Origin of the sequence: Prosthecobacter sp., assembly GCF_044378005.1 — a bacterium.
Taxonomy (GTDB): domain Bacteria; phylum Verrucomicrobiota; class Verrucomicrobiia; order Verrucomicrobiales; family Verrucomicrobiaceae; genus Prosthecobacter.
The window spans coordinates 1-19,084 of record NZ_JBILYB010000032.1 but is presented as its reverse complement, the minus strand read 5'-3'; the positions used below and the strand labels follow the sequence as shown (position 1 = coordinate 19,084).

Below are 19,084 nucleotides of genomic sequence, written 5' to 3'. Positions count from 1 at the left end.
AGCCAGAACTTGAGGCCACGAGAGGGACTCCCAGTGGCATTATTTCAGAACTGCAAAATGCCGTGACTGAGGTCAAGGCTTGCCGGGGGGCAAATGCTCGATTTGATCGGCACTTCCTCATGCCCACCGCTCCCGCCTTTGCCCCTCGTCATATCGGACCCTCGGATGCTGAAAAATCAGCCATGCTCGCTGCACTCGGCGTGAAAGATCTCGATGCGCTGATCGACCAAGTCGTGCCGGATTCCATCCGCCAACGGGGAAATCTCAGCCTGCCTGCACCGCTCACTGAAGAGCAGGCCCTGCGTCGGCTGCGCCAGCTCATGGACCGGAACAAAGTGCTGCGCAGCTTCATCGGCCTCGGTTATCACGACACCTTCACTCCGCCGGTCATCCAGCGGAACATTTTGGAAAACCCAGGCTGGTACACCGCCTACACGCCCTACCAGCCAGAGATCAGCCAGGGCCGCCTCGAAGCCCTGCTGAATTTCCAAACCATGATCTGCGACCTCACCGGACTCGATGTCGCCGGCGCCTCGCTGCTCGATGAAGGCACCGCCGCCGCCGAGGCCCTCGCGCTCGCCCTGGCCCAGGTCAGCGGCTCCTCCCGCGTCTTCGTTTCCGACCGCTGCCATCCGCAAACCATCGCCGTGGTGAAAACTCGCCTCCAGGCGCTCGGCACCCAAGTCGTCATCTGCGATACAATGAACTGGAAGCGCGACGGCACGGCAGGTTTCGCCGCCGTGCTCGTGCAGTATCCCGACACCTTCGGCGTCATCCATGACTACAGCGACCTCGCAAAGGAGGTCCACGAAGCCGGTGCCCTGCTCATCGTCGCCGCAGATCTGCTCGCGCTTACTTTGCTGAAAGCGCCCGGCGAATTCGGCGCAGACATCTGCGTGGGGAACAGCCAGCGCTTCGGCGTGCCGCTCGGGTTCGGCGGACCTCACGCCGCCTTCATGGCGGTGAAGGACGCCCTGAAGCGCCGCATGCCCGGGCGTCTCATCGGCGTCTCCAAAGATGCCGAAGGCCGCCCCGCCTGCCGCCTCTCCTTGCAAACCCGCGAGCAACACATCCGCCGTGAAAAGGCCACCAGCAACATCTGCACCGCCCAGGTCCTGCTCGCCGTCATGGCCAGCATGTATGCCGCCTACCATGGCCCCGAAGGTTTAAAAAAGATCGCCCTCCGCGTGCATGGCGCCGCCGTCTGGCTCGCTCGCGAGGTCATGTGGGCCGGGCTCGACATCGCCAGCGATGATTACTTCGACACCCTCACCGTGCGTGTCCACAAAGCCGACGACGTGCTCCGCTCTGCGCTGCTCTTTGGCATCAACCTTCGCAAGGTCGATGACACCCACGTCAGCATCGCGCTCGACGAACGCATCACGCCGGAAGAACTCATCAATCTCGCCGCCGCCCTCGGCATCAAGAAAGCACGCCAGAAGCCCGAACTCGATGATGCGGTGGAACCCCACTTCTCCGCCCTCTATTTCCGCGAGTCCGCCTACCTGACGCATCACGTTTTCAACCGTTATCACAGCGAGACCGAGATGATGCGCTACCTGCATCGCCTGGAGTCCAAGGACATCGCGCTCAACCGCAGCATGATCCCGCTCGGCTCCTGCACCATGAAGCTGAACGCCGCCGCCGAGATGATGCCGCTGAGCTGGCCGGAGGTGAATTCGATCCATCCCTTTGCTCCCGCCGATCAGTCGGAAGGCTACCGCGCCATGTTTACCGAGCTGGAAAATTGGTTGGCCGAATGCACCGGCTTCGATGCCGTCTCGCTTCAGCCGAATGCCGGATCACAGGGCGAATACGCCGGCCTGCTCGCCATCAAGCGCTTCCATGCCTCGCGAGGTGAGGCCCACCGCGATGTCTGCCTCATCCCCACCAGCGCCCACGGCACGAATCCCGCCAGCGCCGTCATGTGCGCCTTCAAGGTCGTGCCCGTCGCTTGTGATGACCACGGCAACATCTCGCTCGATGACCTGAAAGCCAAGTTCGAGGCCAACGCGGGCAAGGTCGCTGCGCTAATGGTCACCTACCCGAGCACGCACGGCGTCTTTGAGGAAAGCATCAGCGAAATCTGCCGCCTCACGCACGAACACGGCGGTCAGGTTTACATGGATGGCGCAAACATGAACGCCCAGGTCGGCCTCACCTCGCCCGGCAAGATCGGGGCCGATGTCTGCCATCTCAACCTGCACAAAACCTTCTGCATCCCGCATGGCGGCGGAGGCCCCGGCGTCGGCCCCATCGCCGTCGGCGCGCATTTAAAGCCGCACCTGCCCGGCCACATCACCTGGAGTGACAAAGCCGAAGGCGCGGTCTGCTCCGCCCCCTGGGGCAGCGCCAGCATCTGCACCATCTCCTGGATGTACATCGCCATGATGGGCCCCCGCCTGGCCGATGCCACGAAGTTCGCCATCCTGAATGCGAACTACGTCGCCAAGAAGCTCGCCCCCCACTTCCCCACGCTTTACAAAGGTCGCAGCGGCTTCGTGGCCCACGAGTGCATCCTGGATCTCCGCCACTTCGGCAAAGTCACCGTCGAGGACGTGGCGAAGCGGCTCATGGACTTCGGCTATCACGCGCCCACGATGAGCTGGCCCGTCGGCGGCACCCTCATGGTCGAACCCACCGAAAGCGAAAGTCAGGCCGAGCTCGACCGCTTCTGTGAAGCCATGGCCTGCATCCACGCCGAGATCCTCGGCGTGGAGGAAGGCCGCTTCCACGCTACCGACAACACCCTCAAGCGCGCGCCCCACACCGCCGAGTTCGTCACCAAAAGCGACTGGCCTCATGCCTACACCCGCGAATCCGCCGCCTATCCCCTGCCCTGGGTCAAAGAGTCCAAATACTGGCCGCCCGTGGCTCGTGTGGACAACGTCTTTGGCGACCGCCACCTCGTCTGCTCCTGCCCAAGCGTCGAAGAAGCCGCCGCAAGCTGAGTTCAAGTCGCCGCGATCCAGCGCTGCCAGAGCCGCAGCACTGGAGCCAGCGCGACAAACCCGAAGGCGAGAGGCAGGGACACCTGGCTCACCGCCAGCGCATCCACGATCGGGATGCCCGCCAGCAGCAGCCCCACCGCACGCCCGATAGCCGGGCCGCCTTGGCGCATGATGCGCATGGCAAAGAGCACCCAGAGGGCGAAGACGCCGATGATTACCAGTGGGATGAGCGGGGTGAAATCAGCGAGGATCATCACACGCTTCGCGTTGTTTCCCCAAGTTTCCCTGAATGCCGAAATGGCCGGAGACCAAAGGATGCAAATAGAGAACCAGCGGCTGACTTTGGAGCTGGCTGACTTCTTCGATTCCTGTCTCGCCACTATGGTCAGACCCACGATGTAGGCTCCCAAACCCAAAGCAGGTTCCCAATGGAATCGCCAAAGATCCTCACCGGATACAGCCATCAAGAAGAGCAGCACCCGGCACATCCCCATCACCCAAACCGCGCCCGCCCATGGCTTATGGTAGAGGTCGTAAAATAAAATACACCCCACCAGCGCTGTCGTGATCTCCCAACTCGCCGTGCCGAGAAACACCGCGAGATACCACCCCAGCGCCAGCATTCCCAATCCCACCGACCAAGCCGCCGCCCTACTCACGCGACCACTCGGGATCGGACGTTCCTGCCGATGCTCGCGGTCGAAGCGGACATCTGCCGCGTCATTGAGGATCATTCCGCCCGTATAGAGCAGCGCCCCTGCGGCCAGCATCCAAAGCAGCAGCGGATTTCCCAAATCACCCCCGGCGAGCAGCCACCCGGCGGTCACGTTTGTCCAGACCGTGGGCAGGTTGGAGATGCGGGCAAGCTCTAGCCAGGCGCGGATCATGGGAGCGATTGGCTTTGGGCTAGTTTCAGACCTTCGTCAGACTCGTCAGCTTCGTCGTCACCTGCTGACGGACGGGGATCTTCTTCCCCTGGATCTCGAGCTGGATGTCCGCCCGGAAGGCTCCAAAAGAAACCGTGCCGCGTTCCAGATCGAAGAGCACCTGCCCGAAGACCCGCGAGCCATCGCCGATGGTGACAGCGCGTGATCCGGCGGACTCGTCAGCGCGCTTCATCTCACCTTCAAAAGATACCTTGGCCTGAGGACGGCCTTCATAGTCCACCAGCGCCTCCAGTTTGGCCCGCAGCTCGATGTTCACCGTGCCTGCGCTGGGAAAGTTCACCGTCTCCTGCGAGGTCCAGCGGTCACCCGTCTTCACCGGCATCTTCGGCAGCCCCATTTCCAGAGAGCGGCGGTAGAGATCCGCCACCTGCCGTGCCTCGGAGATTTTTTCCAAATCAGGCCCCTCCTCCTTCGCCGGAGTCATCGCGCTGGAGTCACGCACCTCGATGAAGCGGTCCTCGGCGTCGTAGGCCAGCACAAACGTTTTGCCCACACTTTGGCCGACGGAGGCACGGATCATTGGGTTCGCCTTTTCCAGATTCGTCGAGTCGAAGAGTTCCTTCTTCCCGTTGAGCATTACCTCACCACTGAGCGCGGCAAAGGTCACTCGCGCCTGCTTTTCGCCGCTGGCAGCACCGGTCACACGAATCTCCGTCGTCTGCTTCACCTTCATTTTTTGATCCTCCGGCTTGCCGATGGCGGTGAGGCCGGTGGTCGTCTCCGTGGTCGTTTCCTGCACATAGGCATGGTCCGGGAGCCAGCGCAGCCGCAGGGAGAGAGCCTCCTCCTGGGCCTGCACGGCGGGGTGGAGGAGGCACAAAAAACAAAGGATAAACAGATGGCGGAGCATGGCCCCCCGTCGTAGGTCAGACAGGCTTGGAATGCAACCCCGCTGCGTAGCTGGGGATAGGCCGAAAATATTTCGCGAGGAAACTTGGCACGCTTCCCGCTTTTGGATAAATCTCGAAGCAATCAACCTGCGGAAAATCACCTCTGGTCTTCTCTGGTCGTTGCATAATCCGCCAAACCACACAACTAATTGCTCAGCCATGAAAAAAGTCGAAGCGATCATCAAGCCCTTCAAACTCGAAGACGTCAAAGAAGCCCTCTCTGAAGTGGGAGTGGAAGGCATGACCGTCGTCGAGGTCAAAGGGTTCGGCCGTCAAAAGGGCCATACTGAAATCTACCGCGGTTCCGAATACACCGTGGACTTCCTTCCCAAAGTGAAGATCGAGGTCGTCGTCGAAGACTCCCGCAGCGAAACCGTCGTCGATGCCATCGTCAAAGCCGCCAACACCGGCAAGATCGGTGACGGCAAGGTCTTCGTGAGCGATGTCCTCGAAGCCGTCCGCATCCGCACTGGTGAGCGTGGTTCCGACGCCGTCTCCGGCTCCTAATTTTCCCCTCCCCCGAGACCTGAAATCCATCAACACCCGCCGTGGCGCAAGTCCGGCGGGTTTGTTGTTTTCAGGGTCGGACTCGACCATCGAAAGAGCCGGGCGTCGTCATGGCGTATGCTGTCCATGCGCTCACAACTTGCTCTTCTCTGTCTCGTCACCTCTCTCCAGGCCGCGCCTTATCCAGAAAAGACACCCGACACGCCAGGGAACCGAATGCTGCAAAGCTACTGGGAACGGCAGGTGAATGAGATCGAGCAGACCGGCGGACTAAAGCACATCCAAAGTGCCGATGACTGGAAAGCCAAGGCACCCGAGTATCGCCGCCAGCTCGCCGAGATGCTCGGGCTCGATCCGATGCCAGCGCGCACGCCGCTCCAAGCCACGAAGACTGGCGATCTCGCGGGCGACGGCTGGCGCGTGGAAAAGATGCACTACCAGGCCGTGCCGGGACTTTACGTCACGGCAAATCTCTACCTGCCCGCGAAGGTGGAGAAGCCGCTGCCAGCCATCCTTTATGTCTGCGGCCATGCCAATGTCGTGAAGGACGGCGTGAGTTACGGCAACAAGACCGGCTATCATCACCACGGCATCTGGTTTGCCCGTCACGGCTACGTCTGCCTGATCATCGATACCGTCCAGCTCGGCGAGATCCGTGGCGAGCATCACGGCACCTACAGCAAAGGCCGCTGGTGGTGGTATTCACGCGGCTACACGCCAGCCGGACTCGAAGCCTGGGCGGGGATGCGCGGGCTCGATTATCTCGAAACACGCCCCGAGGTGGACAAGACACGCTTCGGCGTCACCGGCCGCAGCGGCGGCGGAGCCTACTCCTGGTGGGTGGCCGCGCTGGATGAGCGCATCAAGGCCGCCGCACCCACGGCTGGCGTGACGAACATGCGCAACCATGTCGTGGATGGCTGCGTGGAAGGTCACTGCGACTGCATGTTTTATGTGAACACCTACCGCTGGGACTATGACCGCCTCGTGGCGCTGGTGGCACCGCGCGCCCTGCTCATCTGCAACACGGACAAAGACAGCATCTTCCCCATCAACGGCGTCTTTGACCTCCATCAAAAAGTCAGCCGCATCTACTCCCTGCTCGGTGCCGATGCCAAACTCGGCCTGCAAGTGGCCGAAGGTCCGCACAAAGATCTCCAGCCGCTGAACAACGGCGCTTTCCACTGGTTCGAGCGTCATCTCAAAGGTGCCGACCCCATGGCCGTGCTGGATGAAGGCGCAAAAAAGCAGCTCGAACCCGAGCAGCTCCAGGTCTTCAAAGAACTGCCGAAGGACGAAAAGAACACCACCATCGACCAGACCTTCGTCGCGCAGGCCAAAGCTCCTGAAGTCCCCGGCTCACAGGGCGACTGGAATCAGCAAAAGGAAACCTGGATGACTGCGCTGAAGGACAAAGTCCTCGCCGGGTGGCCAAAGGAAGTCGCCGCCATCCAGCCGAACAAAGAAGGCCGCAGCGAGCGCGACGGCATCGAGTTCACCGCCTACGACTTCGAGTCCGAACCCGGAGTCCGGCTGCGTCTGCACATCGCCCACCGCGCCGGTTTGCGGCTGGAAGATCTGGAACTCGTCGCGCTGAACGTGCTTGATGCCGAAGGCTGGGAACACTTCATCGGCACCTACCACTCACGATTCGGCAAGCACTTCGATGTCTTCCCATCCATCAAGCCGGATGAAAAAGCCTTCGAGAGCGAGAAGAAGATGTTTGAGACCTTCAAGTGGGGCATGGCATACCTCGCCCCGCGTGGCGTTGGCCCCACCGAATGGACCGGCAGTGAGAAAGCCCAGACGCAGCGTCTCCGCCGCTTCTACCTCCTCGGCCAGACCGCCGACTCCATGCGCGCCTGGGACATCCGCCGCGCCGTGCAGGCTGTGAAACAAATCGCCGGACTTGAGAAGAAACCGCTGTGGATTCAGGGCCAGCGCGACATGGCCGTCAATGCCCTCTACGCCTCCCTCTTCGAAGACGGCATCACACGCCTCGATCTGCACGAACTTCCCACCAGCCACGCCAGCGGTCCCGCCTACCTGAACGTGCTCAAGTATCTCGACCTGCCACAGGCCGCCGCTCTCGCTGCTGAAAAGACCCGAGTGATCATTTACAGCGCCGATGAAAAGGCCTGGGCCTATCCCGCCGGAGTCGTGAAGCTCCTCGGCCTGCCCGAGAAGCAGTGGCAGATCAGGAAGCCCATGGCGGCAGAGTGATCTCACTTCGCCACCGACAATAACTCCGCCGGAGCAGCCTCGATCTTCTCGAAGACCCGCGCCGGGATGTCCACCGCCCTCATTTTGCCGGACATTTTGTCCCGCTGGACACAGGCGGCGATGATGCGCCCTTCGGCACTCAGCTCACCATCCTTTTTCCAAAAGCGGATCAGGTAGCGGATCGTCTTCCTCCGCACTTCTTCGACGAGCAGCTCCATCGTGAACTCCTCCTCAAAGCGCAGTGGAGCCTTGTAATCGCACGAGGCATGAACCCGCGGCCAGCCCACGCGCTCGCCATCGGTGACTTCATTGTGCCCATCCCAGATCGACATCCCCAACGCGCGAAAGAAGTCATGCTCCACGCGCTCCATGTAGCGGAAGAAGTTCGAGAAATGCACGATGCCCGCCATGTCGGTATCGGCGAACTGGACGCGGTCGGTGAGCGTGTGACGGTAGGGCATGACGAATGTCTGGCGCAGGGCCGTCCATCATTCAAGCTCTCGCAAAGCCTGCCCGAGATGCGCGATCACATCCGTGGGCAGCACGGAGTTTTGGCCCATGCTCAGCGCCGCGATCTCCGCCGCACGTCCGCAGCTCCAGGCTCCGAGCCCTGCGGCATGGTGCAAATCCAGTCCTTGTCCGGCAAACGCGGCGCACACGCCGGTGAGCACGTCTCCCATGCCGCCCGTGGCCATGCCGGGGTGGCCTGTGGTATTAAAATAGGTCGGCGGACCTTCGGTCGCGATCACGGTGCGTGCGCCTTTCAGCAGCAGCGTGTTTCCCGGATGCGCCATGGCCCAAAGCTCCGCCTGACTAATGCGCGGATGGGCATCACAATCTCCTGCCAGCCGCGCCATTTCACCGGGATGCGGGGTCAAAAGTCGCGATGGCGTGGAGGTGAGAAACACAGGCACCTCCGCGCGTGCGACCATCGTGATCGCATCCGCATCCACTACGGCGGGAACGCTGGCGTATTGGATCACGGTCAGCACCTCGTCCTCATATTCAAAGCCAAGCCCCGGACCGATGGCGAGCACATCAAACTTCATCTCCAGCACCTCGCGGTAATCCTTCACCAGCTTCACCATCACTTCAGGCGGCACAAGCGATGCGAGGAGTGGATAGACCTCCTCCTTCACCAGCAACGTCACCATCCCAGCCCCGGCACGCAATGCGCCGCCACAAGCCAACACGGCAGCACCAATGAAGCCACGCGATCCCGCGATGATGCCGACTCGCCCCGCCTGACCTTTGTGAAACTCAAAGCTCCGCCGTGGCAGGAAGCTACGCACCAGTTCAGGCATGAGTAGTTGCGGACTGTGATCATCCTCAGCTCTGAGTTCACGCAGCGGCACGACTGCAAGCCGCCCAACGAAGGGTGTGGCAGCATCTGCCACGAGCCCAGCTTTGCCACAGGCCACCGTCACGGTGAGATCCGCGATGACGCAATCGGGTGATGGCTCGCCCGTGTCACCGTCCAGACCAGACGGAATGTCCATCGCCACCGTGAAAGCGTGTGCCTCCTGATGCAGAGCATTCATCTCAGCGGCGAGGGCACGGATGTCAGCCCGCATCTCTCCGACCGCACCGATGCCGAGCAAGCCATCGAGTTGCACGATGGGCCGCGCGAGTTCATCGACCTTCGCCGGTGCTTCGAGCACGCGCAGATTCGTGAAGGCATCAAGATGGCCTTTCGGCAATGGCTTCAGCTTCTCGATGGGCCCGCTCAATCTCGCCAGCACCTGCCAGCCGAGCTTTTGCAATTCACGCGCTGCGACGAGTGCATCACCACCATTGTTTCCACTGCCGAGATAAAGGATCAGCGTGCCTGGCTGCGGAAAGAATCGCTGCACCTCTTTGGCGATGCCGATGCCCGCCTGCTCCATCAAATCCGCTGCGCTCACACCTCGATCAAAGACGCGCTGCTCGATCTCCTGCATCTGGTGGCAAGTCACGAGCATGGCGGGAAACCTCAGTTCGCTTTTTTATACGACACGATCCCCTGGGCGATGCCCTCGGCGATGCGGTTGCGAAACTCGCCCGTCATCATGCGGGCGCGCTCGGTCGAGTTGCTCACGAAGCCGCACTCGATGAGCACGGAAGGATTACGCGTGGTCTCGCGGATAACGTGGAAGCTGGCGTGCTTCACGCCGCGATTCGTCATGCTCGTGCGCTGCACGAGATAGGCCTGAATGTAGGCCGCGAGCGTGTAGCCCTTCGTGTGATAGTAATAGCTCTCCACTCCCGCGCCGCTGCCGCCGCGATTGTAGTTGTAGTGAACGCTCACGAAGATCGCGTTGCCATAGCGGTTGCCCGCGGAGGCTCGACCTGACAGCGGAATGAAGACATCGCGCGAGCGGGTCATGATCACCTTGAGGCCAGCCTTTTTCAAAAGCTGTTCCACTCGGCGCGCCGTATCCAGCGCGAGGTGCTTTTCATAAACGTAGCCGATGGCCGCTCCGCGATCGAAGTCGCCATGACCGGCGTCGAGCACCACGGTGTCAAAGGCCTGAACCAAGGGCGAGGCCAGGAGCACAAGCGCCGAAAGCCAGACGTTCAGAGAACGGCGAAATACTGGTGGGAAGAGAGAGGCGCAGACCATGCCAGGAAAAGGGGAATCGCGTGACACGCAGAGGCCGTGCCATGCTGGACTCTATGCGTTAGCGGTTTTGACCGGATGTAGCAAGCCCTTTGGATGAACTCTCATTGCGTTCATTTGTGACGTCCTGACAGGGCACCTGCCGCCATGGCGTAGTTCTGGAGCCATGCCCACCGACCGCCGCTCCTTCCTCAAGTCCTCCTCCCTCGCTGCCAGCGCCCTCGCTTTCCCCGCTGTGGTGAAGTCTGCCAGCCCGAACTCAAAGCTCCAAGTCGTGTCCGTGGGCGCGAACGGCATGGCTTTCAGCGACATCAAGAACATTGGTGGTCATGCGAACGTGCAATACGTCGGCTTCTGCGACATCGACAGCACCCGCTTCGACAAGGTCGATGCCGAGCATCCCGGCGTGGCGCACTTTGCCGACTTCCGCGAGATGTTCGCCAAGCTGGGCGACAAGTTTGACGCGGTGAACGTCGGCATCCCCGACCATATGCACGCAAAGGTGGCCATCGACGCCATGCGCATGGGCAAGCACGTCTATTGCCAGAAGCCGCTCGCACACACCGTCTGGGAAGCGCGCCAGATGCGCCTGGAAGCCGCGAAGGCCAAGGTCGTGACCCAGATGGGAAATCAGATTCACTCGAACCTCGAATACCGCCTCGGCACCCGCCTGATCAAGGAAGGCGCGATTGGCAAAATCAAAGAAGTCTATTCCTGGGTGGCCGTCACCGGCAACGAGCGCAACAAACGACTCGCTCCCGCGCCAGGTGCCAAAGTGCCCGCCCATGTGAACTGGGACCTCTGGCTCGGCGTGGCACCGATGCGTGAGTATGCACCGTGCTACCATCCCTTTGTCTGGCGTGACTGGCAGGACTTCGGCGGCGGCGCGCTGGGTGACTTCGGCTGCCACATTCTTGATCCCGTCTTCACTGCGCTTGGCATCAAAGCCCCGCTCACCATCACGGCTGAAAACAGCGGCGTGAACGAGCACATCTGGCCCACGAACGAAACCATCGAGTATGTCTTCCCTGGCAATGAACTCACCGCTGGCAAGACGCTCAAGGTGACCTGGATGGACGGCGGCCTGCGCCCAGATCGGAAGCTCGCTCGGATGCCTGACAATCTCGAGCTGCCACGCAGCGGCTCGCTCTTCATCGGTGAGGAAGGAAACATGGTGCTCGCTCATGTCGCCGGACCTCGAATGTATCCTTTGGAGAAGTTCACTGGCTTCAAGTATCCCAAAGAGCAGGGCCTGAGCCACTGGCACCGCTGGGTGGACGCCTGCCTCGGCGGCGAAAAGACCAGCGATGGCTTCGACTACGCCGGTCCGCTTTCAGAAACCGTGCAACTCGGCAATGTCGCCACGCGTCTCGCCATCGGTGAAATCGACCAGCGCACCGGTCGCCCGCTTGATCTCAAGACCCTCGAATGGGACACCGAAGCCTTCGCCTTCAAAAACAACCCCGCCGCCGACCAGCTTCTCACGAAGACCTACCGCGAAGGCTGGGCCATCTGAGTTCGTAGTTCGGGCTTCAGCCAGTGCTTGAGCTAGGCGTCCAATCCCCGGCTAAAGCCCGGAACTACAAACCCAATCCGGCATAATACGGAGCGATCCGCCGCGCGTGCTCGTCATACGCGGCTTCGAAGAGTGCCGTGGCGCGCTCGGCTCCGACAACGACTCCCGCTGTAAGTACCTTGGGTGGCTGACCTGCTTTCACGAGACGGTCAGCCACTTCGGCTTTGATAGCATTCACGAGCAGGCATCCACCCACCGTGCTGCCAGGGGCGACAGGCGTCTCGAGGCCTTCAATCTTCACCATCGCGTCTCCGACTGGCGCACCGGTATCCAGCACGATGTCGGCAAAGTCCTGGAGCTTCTTGCCACCGGGATGCCGTGTCTTGCTGGCATCGGCGTGGACCTTGGAAATGATGGCCACCACCTTCACACCACGACGCTGAAACTCCTCCGCCATCTCCACCGGCACCACATTGCAGCCGCTGGAAGACACCACGAGCGCGCTATCACCTGCCTTCAGATCAAAGTTCCGCAAAATGCGCGCTGCGAGACCGCTCACGTTCTCCAGGAACATAGCCTGACGCTGTCCATTCGCGCCGACGACGAGGTTATGGAAGGTCAGAGACAGCTCGACGATGGGATTGAACCCAGGGAATGAGCCATAACGCGGCCACATCTCCTCCACGAGGATGCGGCTGTGGCCCGAACCAAAGACATGCACCATTTGCCCAGCGAGGATGGTCTTGGAAAAGAGATCCGCTGTTTGTGAAATGAGCGGAAGCTGCGCGCGGACGCAGTCGATGAGGTTCGCAGATTTGGCGAGGTAGGTTTCAGCAGGAGTCATGAAGGTGAAATGTTAAGTTGATGAACGCAGCCATAAGCTCCCGCCCATTCTCCCGCCGAAGCGAGAGCGAGTCGAACGCGATGCCCGCCCGGAGCCCATTCAAACTCGTCGAGGCAGGTTTGCAGCGGCAGCATGAGCTGATCCCCTGCACCGGAGGCAATGCCGCCGCCGAGGATGACGAGTTCGGGATCGAGGACATTAATGAGCGAAACAATGCCGACGGCCAGGTAGCGCACAGATTCGAGCCACAGTGCTTGTGCCTCCACATCACCGGAAGCGGCGGCAGCCACGAGCACATGCGTGTTGGCATACATGCCAGCCCCGCGCTCCTGAAGCGTCTTGTTGCCGAGGTAGGATTCCAGACTGCCGGGTGTGTTAAAAATGTCCTTCGGCGCCTTCGCATCGACAGTGATGTGCCCGAGATGCCCACCACGACCAATGTGACCTTTGAGCAACCGTCCGCCGCAGAGCACAGCGCCCCCGACTCCCGTGCCGAGCGTGATCATAAAGACATCCTGGCAGCCCTTCGCCGCACCGATCCATACCTCGCCGAGCAAGGCCGCGTGCGCGTCATTGAGCACCTGCACCTCGCGTTCGAGAAAGCTGGGCCAGTCAAACTTCTCCAGCCCATGCATCCGCCCCGGCATCCAGTCGATGCAGCGCCCGTTCGGGTTCGCCAAACCCGGCGCGGACAGTCCGACGCGCAGCTTTTCGCCACCAGCTTTGGCTTCCAGCTCATGCACGATCTCCCGCACCGTGTGTGCGAAGCGCGGCTCATGACCCACAAACTCGCCATCCAGCGTAGGCTTCGAGATGCTCGTTACCAGTTGGCCTGAAGTGCCATCAATGAGCGCTGCTTTGATGTTCGTGCCGCCGAGATCGATGCCTATCGCCAAACTCATGATGCTTTGTTTCTCCCTTCCGACACAGTCCAACCACCATCCACTGCGATCACCTGCCCGGTGATGAACTTCGCCGCACGAGAAAGCAGGAAGAGCGCTGCCCCATCGCAATCCTCCGGTGCGCCTGCGCGGCCACCATCAAGCGGCTGTTTTGCGGCCACGAAGTCCATGATCGATTCATTGCCCACCGCACGCTGAGACATCGGCGTCTCCACCAGCGCAGGGGCGATGACATTCACGCGGATGTTTTGCGGCGCGTAGTAGCTGGCGATGGACTTGCTGAAGCCGAGGATGCCCGCCTTCGCCGCCGCATAGGCATGACTGGCAAAGAACTCCGGCGAAGGCGACCAACCGAGCACGCTGCCCATGTTCAAAATGCAGCCACCACCTCCCTGCCTGATGAACTGCCGCACCGCCGCGCGATTCGAAAGCATGATGGAACTCAAATTCAGGTCCAGCGTGTAGCGCAGGCCTTCATCGGTCATCTCGTGCAGCGGACCGTCGCCCTTTGCGCGACCACTACCGCCAGCCACATGGTAAAGCGCATCCAGCCTGCCAAATGCCTCCACCGCCAGCGCCACCGCCCGCTCCGAAGTTTCCGACAAAGAAGCATCACCCGCAAAGCCTCGCGCATTGGCACCGAGCTGCGCTAGCGCTGCCTGCACATTCGTTTCTGAACGGCTCGACACCACGACGCGTGCGCCATTTTCCACCAGCGCACGAGCTGCGGACAGGCCTAGCCCGGTGGTACCGCCCATGACGACCACCACCATTCCTTCGACATCGTATCGCGCGCTCATTCGTGACCTGATCTAGTCAAACCCGCCCCCGACCACAATGCCAAACTGCGGATGACAATTCATGGGGCGGGATGGGACATGGAGAGTGCGGCCATGCCAAGCCCCATTATCTCCTCACCATCCACAAGACCACCAGCCAGAGGATCGCGACCAGGGGGAGCGCCAGCCGTGCATCGGAGAGCCAGCCGAGCCCGACGCGCAACCACGAGGGCGTGTGCTGAATGTTCCGCTGAGCACGAGGCCGGAGCCGTCGGGATGCTCGCACCGTGCGTGCAGGAACTGGTGCCGGGACTGGCCCGGGATTTCTCTGCCGCCGGAGCATGGCGTCGTAGTCGGCACGTTTGCTGGTGTCGGCCAGCACGGCATAGGCATCATTGATGCGCTGCATCTTCCACTTGGACTGAGGGCGGTCGCCCGATGTGTCGGGATGATGCTTGAGGGAGAGGGATCGATACGCTGCGCGAATCACCTCATCAGGTGCGTCCTCGGTCACGTACAGATCCTCGTAATGTGTCCTCATGCTTCAAAAGCCAGTTGGCGGCGGCGAGTTTTCGCTCCCGCTCAGACCTCTGGCAACTCGAATCCCGCCGCATACTCCTCCTGGCAGAGCTTGTTCGCCTCGGCGGCGAACTCACCGGTGAACTGGTTGGTCGCTGGATCGAAGTCGAGCCAGGGGCCTGCGATGATTTGCTCCGCTGTGGTGTCGATGCCGTTGTTGGCGAGGTTCTTGAGGAACTCGGTGTAAAGCTCCTGGCCGAACTTGTCGCCTTCGAGACGTTCTTTGACCTCGTTGGGCTTCATCGCCTTGCCGAGTCGATAGGAGACGTTGGCGAGGTGGGACAAACAAGCGGCAGCGTGTCCGTGGCGGATGTGGAGCACGGCTTTGGTGTATTTACCGGCGCGGACGGAATCAATGAAGTTCTTCATATGGTCGGGGCCAGTGAGGAAGTTCTCAAACTTCATGATGGCCTTGCCCTCGTGGTCATAGGCCTTCGATTCGGCGACGTAGCCGCCTTCGCAGTGGATGATGTTGCCGGTGCGCAGGCCTTTGTAAGGCGGCTCGCCGGTTTTGGCGTCGAGGTTGCGCATGGGCAGGCCGAACTTGTCCATGATGAGCGGCACGGGCTCATACGGATGAAAGGCAATCTGGCAGTTTGCGCTCTGGCCATCATCTTTGTAACCCCAGCGATTACCGAAGCTCATGACGCGCTTTGGCAGCGTGTCGGGATCTCCGAGTGCCCAGCGGGCCACGTCGTATTGATGCGGTCCCTGATTACCGATGTCGCCGCCGCCATACGGCCACTGCCAGTGCCAGTCGTAGTGGAACTGCTTCCGCATGATGGGCATCTCGGGGCGTGGTGCGGACCAGAGCTTGTAATCGACGGTGGCGGGCGGTTGCTGCGGGCCATCCACTTTATCAATGCTCAGGCGCAGTCCGTGAACGAGGGCATGGGAGAGCTTCGCCTTGCCGATGTGACCTTCTTTGACCCACTGCATGGCGCTGGCCCAACCTTCGTCGGACCGGCGCTGCATGCCGTGCTGGACGATGATGCCCTTGGCATAAGCCTTCGTCGCGGCAGCCATGAGCTTGGCGCTTTCGATGAGGTTATGGCTGACGGGTTTTTCGACATAGACATGCTTGCCGTGCTGGAGGGCGGTGAGCGCGATCAAGACATGGCTGTGATTCGGCGTGGCGATGGTGACAGCGTCGATGTCCTTGTCCGCACAGCACTCGCGGAAGTCGCGGTAGGTCTTCACTTTGACGCCCAGCTTTTCCAGTTCGGCGACTTTTTTGTCCACGACGGCGGAATCGACATCGCAGAGCGCGACAAGACGCACGCCGGGCACCTTCATCAGCTCCTTGATATGACCGCCCCCACGACCTCGAAAGCCAATGACGGCGACGCGCACATCGCTGTTTGCCCCGAGGTGTGCTGCCCAGGCGGGCGAGGTGGCAGCGGCAAAAGAGGAGGCGAGGAAGCTGCGGCGGGTAGTGGTGGACGTGTTCATGGCGGCATGGAATACGCCGGGTGTAGAACGAGATTTCATCTCGTAAGCTGGTTGGGCGAGTTTGGAACTCGCCAAGGGTCGAGTTGGAAACTCGACACACCAGTTGACGAGTTGGAAACTCGTTTTACGGCGCTGCTGCATGGAGCCACTTCCGACCCTCAGCGAAATCGAAGCCGCCAAGGCGCTCATTCGTCCACACATCCGCGAGACGCCGACCTATCGCTGGCCGCTGCTGGAAGCAGGGCTGGGCTGCGAGCTGTGGCTGAAGCATGAGAACCACACGCCCGTGGGTGCTTTCAAGATCCGTGGTGGGTTGGTGTATATGGACGAGCTGAAACGGCAGCAGCCGGAGGCGCGTGGAGTCATCGCGGCGACGACGGGGAATCACGGGCAGTCCATCGCCTTTGCGGCGAGGCTCAATGGCCTGCGGGCGGTTATCGTGGTGCCGCATGGAAACAACCCGGAGAAGAATGCGGCGATGCGTTCGCTCGGCGCAGAGCTGGTGGAGCATGGGAGCGAGTTTCAGGAGGCCTTGGAATACTCGCGCGAGCTAGCGGTGAAGGAGGGGCTTCATGCCGTGCCGTCGTTTCATCCTTGGTTGGTCCGTGGTGTGGCGACTTACGGCCTGGAGATGTTCCGCTCCGTGGCGGACTTGGACGCTGTGTTTGTGCCCATCGGTCTTGGGTCGGGCTTTTGCGGTATCGCGGCCGCTCGTGAGGCGCTGGGTTTGAAGACGAAGATCATCGGCGTCGTGTCCGAGCATGCTCCGGCCTATGCGCTGTCGTTTCAACAACGGCAGTTCGTGGAGCAGCCGAGCACGACGCGTGTGGCGGAAGGTGTGGCATGCAAGACGCCGAACGCGGAGGCGCTGGAGCACGTGATGCGTCATGCGCATGAGATCGTGACGGTGAACGATGAAGAAGCCATCACCGCCATGCGGGAGATTATCCAGTCTACACACAACATCGCCGAAGGCGCGGGAGCGCTGGCGTATGCGGCGCTGAAGAAGCAGCGGGATCAATGGCAGGGCAAACGCGTGGCCTGCGTGCTCACCGGTGGGAATGCGAGCATCGCGATGATCGCGCGGGCGCTGGCTTGATGAAAAGGAACTCGTGAGAATGACGGCAGATGAAGCGTCTTTTTGTTCCTCATGTCACAACCTCATTCCTCCCAACGTCTCGTTTCACTCGATGCCCTGCGCGGCTTTGACATGTGCTGGATTCTTGGGATGGGCGGAGTCGTGACGGCACTGCAGAAGCAGTTCGCATCGGAGTCGGCCATCACGGGCGTGGTGACGACGCAGCTTGAGCACGCTGCGTGGGATGGGTTCCGCTTTTATGACCTGATCTTCCCCCTGTTTCTGTTCATCGCGGGTGTGTCGATGGCGATTGCTCTGCCACGTCGGTTGCAGCGCGAAGGTCATGCGGGGGCAGTTCGGCATTTGATCGGGAGGGCGCTGATCCTTGTGGCGTTGGGAGTGTTCTTCTCCGGTGGGCTGAAGGATGGCTGGGAGAAGATTCGCTGGCTGGGTGTGCTGCAGCGCATCGGCATTGCCTCGGCGGCGGCGGGGATGATCTCGCTTTGGCTGGGATGGCGGGGACTGCTGATCACGGTCATCACCCTGCTCGGCGGTTATTGCCTGCTGCTGGGGCTGGTGCCAGTGCCGGGGATTGGCGCAGGAGACTTTGCCGAAGGGCGGAATCTGACGAACTACCTTGACTCGATCTGGCTGCCGGGGCGCAAGTATGATGGAGATCACGATCCCGAAGGGGTGCTGAGTACGCTGCCAGCCATCGCCACGGCGCTGCTGGGGCTGCTGGCGGGAAAGTGGATCACGAGCGGCGCGGCGGCATCGAGGAAGGTGCTCGGGCTCATCGGCGCAGGTGTCGTGATGATCGCGCTGGGCTGGGGCTGGCATCCCTTCTTCCCGATCATCAAGAAGATCTGGTCATCGAGCTTTGTGCTGGTGGCAGGCGGCTGGAGCGCGGTGCTGCTGGGGGTGTTTTACTTGATCGTCGATGTGTGCGGCTGGCAGAGGTGGACGACGCCGTTTGTGTGGGTCGGCGCGAATCCGATCACGCTGTATGTGTGCAGCGGCCTGGGCTTCTTCCGAACGATCTCTGAACGCCTCGTCGGTCATCCCGGCATGGAATGGGCCTGGGTGCCCGCCTGCGTGACCTTTGCCCTGATGCTGACAGTGGCGCGCTGGCTGTGGAAGCGCGGGATCTTCATCAAAGTGTGAAGCTGCGTTTAGCGCAGATCAGGTTTCAACGCTCTGCGCATCGGTAGCTGGCGATTCTTCGCGCACCATGCCGTAGTAGCGGCGGCTGGGGAGGCCGAAGGTGAAGCGGTGGAAGAGCCAGAGCATCAAGGCCAGGGCAGGAACGGTGATGACTAGAACCGTGAATACTCCATGCTTTGAGAAAGCTGAAAGCATGCTCACCAAGTTGATGGCTAGATAAAATACGATAGCTGCTGTTGCGGACACGATTGCCGAGGAGAGCTAGCCACTCTTCAAGATGCGAGGGACGGACATTGCGCACTTGGAATTTGCTGCCATAAGGCCACCAGCCAAGGAATTCGTCTCTGATGCCTTCGATTATATCAATGGAGTTGGGAGACTTACCCGCGCTGACCGCAAGAAGCCGGGCGAACAGGTCTTCAAGAGTAGTCTTCTCCACCTCCTTGTCCACCCGCCCCAGGTCCTCGATCCAGGCTTTGAAGCGGCGTTCGGCGATCTTCCGGTCGGTGGTCTTGAGGGAGCGCTCTTTACGCTTGCCCTGGACCTTCTTAACGCCCAAGTAAATGCCGCTCTTGGAATTGCGATAGAGACCGGGAAAGCCAGGGACTTTGAGGAATTCGGAAGTGGAGGAGTGTGATGAACTGGAAGCAGAA

17 protein-coding genes are annotated in these 19,084 nt (G+C 61.0%); 6 read left to right on the top strand and 11 right to left on the bottom strand.

What is annotated here, in order from left to right; genetic code table 11:
* Positions 1 to 119 precede the first annotated feature (119 nt).
* A complete protein-coding gene (gcvP, locus tag AC6FTP_RS08945) occupies positions 120 to 2,951 on the top strand; it encodes an aminomethyl-transferring glycine dehydrogenase (RefSeq protein WP_497206569.1) in 2,832 nt (943 codons plus the stop codon).
* A gap of 2 nt (positions 2,952 to 2,953) precedes the next feature.
* Here the strand turns inward: gcvP and AC6FTP_RS08940 are convergent, their stop codons facing one another.
* Positions 2,954 to 3,838: a UbiA family prenyltransferase gene (locus tag AC6FTP_RS08940; protein WP_497206568.1), complete on the bottom strand. Its 885-nt coding sequence runs from the start codon at positions 3,836 to 3,838 to the stop codon at positions 2,954 to 2,956.
* A 25-nt stretch (positions 3,839 to 3,863) separates the two neighbouring features.
* Positions 3,864 to 4,748, bottom strand: a complete 885-nt coding sequence (locus tag AC6FTP_RS08935; RefSeq protein WP_497206567.1) for a hypothetical protein — start codon at positions 4,746 to 4,748, stop codon at positions 3,864 to 3,866.
* A 199-nt stretch (positions 4,749 to 4,947) separates the two neighbouring features.
* Between AC6FTP_RS08935 and AC6FTP_RS08930 the strand changes: the two genes are divergently transcribed.
* Together AC6FTP_RS08930 and AC6FTP_RS08925 are read left to right on the top strand one after the other, a co-directional pair.
* Positions 4,948 to 5,295: a P-II family nitrogen regulator gene (locus AC6FTP_RS08930; RefSeq protein WP_146852899.1), complete on the top strand. Its 348-nt coding sequence runs from the start codon at positions 4,948 to 4,950 to the stop codon at positions 5,293 to 5,295.
* Between the two features lie 126 nt (positions 5,296 to 5,421).
* Positions 5,422 to 7,518 (top strand): alpha/beta hydrolase family protein, encoded by a 2,097-nt coding sequence (locus AC6FTP_RS08925; RefSeq protein ID WP_497206566.1) that lies wholly within the window; start codon positions 5,422 to 5,424, stop codon positions 7,516 to 7,518.
* Between the two features lie 2 nt (positions 7,519 to 7,520).
* Here AC6FTP_RS08925 and AC6FTP_RS08920 read toward each other — a convergent pair whose 3' ends face one another.
* The 3 genes from AC6FTP_RS08920 to AC6FTP_RS08910 are packed head-to-tail and all read right to left on the bottom strand — an operon-like array spanning position 7,521 to position 10,120.
* Positions 7,521 to 7,979 (bottom strand): acyl-CoA thioesterase, encoded by a 459-nt coding sequence (locus tag AC6FTP_RS08920; protein WP_497206565.1) that lies wholly within the window; start codon positions 7,977 to 7,979, stop codon positions 7,521 to 7,523.
* 27 nt (positions 7,980 to 8,006) lie between these two features.
* Positions 8,007 to 9,479, bottom strand: coding sequence for an NAD(P)H-hydrate dehydratase (locus AC6FTP_RS08915; protein WP_497206564.1), 1,473 nt, complete (start codon positions 9,477 to 9,479; stop codon positions 8,007 to 8,009).
* Between the two features lie 11 nt (positions 9,480 to 9,490).
* The gene (locus AC6FTP_RS08910) at positions 9,491 to 10,120 is read right to left on the bottom strand and encodes an N-acetylmuramoyl-L-alanine amidase family protein (protein WP_497206563.1); all 630 of its coding nucleotides are present in this window, start codon (positions 10,118 to 10,120) and stop codon (positions 9,491 to 9,493) included.
* 163 nt (positions 10,121 to 10,283) lie between these two features.
* Between AC6FTP_RS08910 and AC6FTP_RS08905 the strand changes: the two genes are divergently transcribed.
* The gene (locus AC6FTP_RS08905; RefSeq protein ID WP_497206562.1) at positions 10,284 to 11,633 is read left to right on the top strand and encodes a Gfo/Idh/MocA family protein; all 1,350 of its coding nucleotides are present in this window, start codon (positions 10,284 to 10,286) and stop codon (positions 11,631 to 11,633) included.
* Between the two features lie 64 nt (positions 11,634 to 11,697).
* Here the strand turns inward: AC6FTP_RS08905 and AC6FTP_RS08900 are convergent, their stop codons facing one another.
* The 5 genes from AC6FTP_RS08900 to AC6FTP_RS08880 form a co-directional block, all read right to left on the bottom strand.
* Positions 11,698 to 12,477, bottom strand: a complete 780-nt coding sequence (locus tag AC6FTP_RS08900) for a sugar isomerase domain-containing protein (RefSeq protein WP_497206561.1) — start codon at positions 12,475 to 12,477, stop codon at positions 11,698 to 11,700.
* Entirely contained in the window at positions 12,474 to 13,379 is a 906-nt protein-coding gene (locus AC6FTP_RS08895) for an ROK family protein (RefSeq protein ID WP_497206560.1), read from the bottom strand. Before AC6FTP_RS08895 ends, AC6FTP_RS08900 begins: the two co-directional genes overlap by 4 nt.
* Entirely contained in the window at positions 13,376 to 14,179 is an 804-nt protein-coding gene (locus AC6FTP_RS08890) for an SDR family NAD(P)-dependent oxidoreductase (protein ID WP_497206559.1), read from the bottom strand. Before AC6FTP_RS08890 ends, AC6FTP_RS08895 begins: the two co-directional genes overlap by 4 nt.
* A gap of 106 nt (positions 14,180 to 14,285) precedes the next feature.
* Positions 14,286 to 14,699 (bottom strand): J domain-containing protein, encoded by a 414-nt coding sequence (locus AC6FTP_RS08885; protein ID WP_497206558.1) that lies wholly within the window; start codon positions 14,697 to 14,699, stop codon positions 14,286 to 14,288.
* Positions 14,700 to 14,740: 41 nt separating this feature from the next.
* Positions 14,741 to 16,189 (bottom strand): Gfo/Idh/MocA family protein, encoded by a 1,449-nt coding sequence (locus AC6FTP_RS08880; RefSeq protein ID WP_497206557.1) that lies wholly within the window; start codon positions 16,187 to 16,189, stop codon positions 14,741 to 14,743.
* Positions 16,190 to 16,328: 139 nt separating this feature from the next.
* Between AC6FTP_RS08880 and AC6FTP_RS08875 the strand changes: the two genes are divergently transcribed.
* Both AC6FTP_RS08875 and AC6FTP_RS08870 read left to right on the top strand, forming a co-directional pair.
* A complete protein-coding gene (locus tag AC6FTP_RS08875) occupies positions 16,329 to 17,288 on the top strand; it encodes a threonine dehydratase (protein WP_497206556.1) in 960 nt (319 codons plus the stop codon).
* 51 nt (positions 17,289 to 17,339) lie between these two features.
* A complete protein-coding gene (locus tag AC6FTP_RS08870) occupies positions 17,340 to 18,431 on the top strand; it encodes an acyltransferase family protein (protein ID WP_497206555.1) in 1,092 nt (363 codons plus the stop codon).
* A 25-nt stretch (positions 18,432 to 18,456) separates the two neighbouring features.
* Here the strand turns inward: AC6FTP_RS08870 and AC6FTP_RS08865 are convergent.
* Positions 18,457 to 19,084 (bottom strand): hypothetical protein (locus tag AC6FTP_RS08865; RefSeq protein ID WP_497206554.1); only part of this gene is annotated, 628 nt, incomplete at its 5' end.

Bases quoted from the DNA above. Each gene is read 5' to 3' on its own strand.
- AC6FTP_RS08905 (WP_497206562.1), top strand. From the start codon at position 10,284: ATGCCCACCGACCGCCGCTCCTTCCTCAAGTCCTCCTCCCTCGCTGCC.
- AC6FTP_RS08895 (WP_497206560.1), bottom strand. From the start codon at position 13,379: ATGAGTTTGGCGATAGGCATCGATCTCGGCGGCACGAACATCAAAGCA.
- gcvP (WP_497206569.1), top strand. From the start codon at position 120: ATGCCCACCGCTCCCGCCTTTGCCCCTCGTCATATCGGACCCTCGGAT.
- AC6FTP_RS08910 (WP_497206563.1), bottom strand. From the start codon at position 10,120: ATGGTCTGCGCCTCTCTCTTCCCACCAGTATTTCGCCGTTCTCTGAAC.
- AC6FTP_RS08935 (WP_497206567.1), bottom strand. From the start codon at position 4,748: ATGCTCCGCCATCTGTTTATCCTTTGTTTTTTGTGCCTCCTCCACCCC.
- AC6FTP_RS08885 (WP_497206558.1), bottom strand. From the start codon at position 14,699: ATGAGGACACATTACGAGGATCTGTACGTGACCGAGGACGCACCTGAT.
- AC6FTP_RS08930 (WP_146852899.1), top strand. From the start codon at position 4,948: ATGAAAAAAGTCGAAGCGATCATCAAGCCCTTCAAACTCGAAGACGTC.
- AC6FTP_RS08875 (WP_497206556.1), top strand. From the start codon at position 16,329: ATGGAGCCACTTCCGACCCTCAGCGAAATCGAAGCCGCCAAGGCGCTC.
- AC6FTP_RS08940 (WP_497206568.1), bottom strand. From the start codon at position 3,838: ATGATCCGCGCCTGGCTAGAGCTTGCCCGCATCTCCAACCTGCCCACG.
- AC6FTP_RS08915 (WP_497206564.1), bottom strand. From the start codon at position 9,479: ATGCTCGTGACTTGCCACCAGATGCAGGAGATCGAGCAGCGCGTCTTT.
- AC6FTP_RS08900 (WP_497206561.1), bottom strand. From the start codon at position 12,477: ATGACTCCTGCTGAAACCTACCTCGCCAAATCTGCGAACCTCATCGAC.
- AC6FTP_RS08880 (WP_497206557.1), bottom strand. From the start codon at position 16,189: ATGAACACGTCCACCACTACCCGCCGCAGCTTCCTCGCCTCCTCTTTT.
- AC6FTP_RS08890 (WP_497206559.1), bottom strand. From the start codon at position 14,179: ATGAGCGCGCGATACGATGTCGAAGGAATGGTGGTGGTCGTCATGGGC.
- AC6FTP_RS08870 (WP_497206555.1), top strand. From the start codon at position 17,340: ATGTCACAACCTCATTCCTCCCAACGTCTCGTTTCACTCGATGCCCTG.
- AC6FTP_RS08920 (WP_497206565.1), bottom strand. From the start codon at position 7,979: ATGCCCTACCGTCACACGCTCACCGACCGCGTCCAGTTCGCCGATACC.
- AC6FTP_RS08925 (WP_497206566.1), top strand. From the start codon at position 5,422: ATGCGCTCACAACTTGCTCTTCTCTGTCTCGTCACCTCTCTCCAGGCC.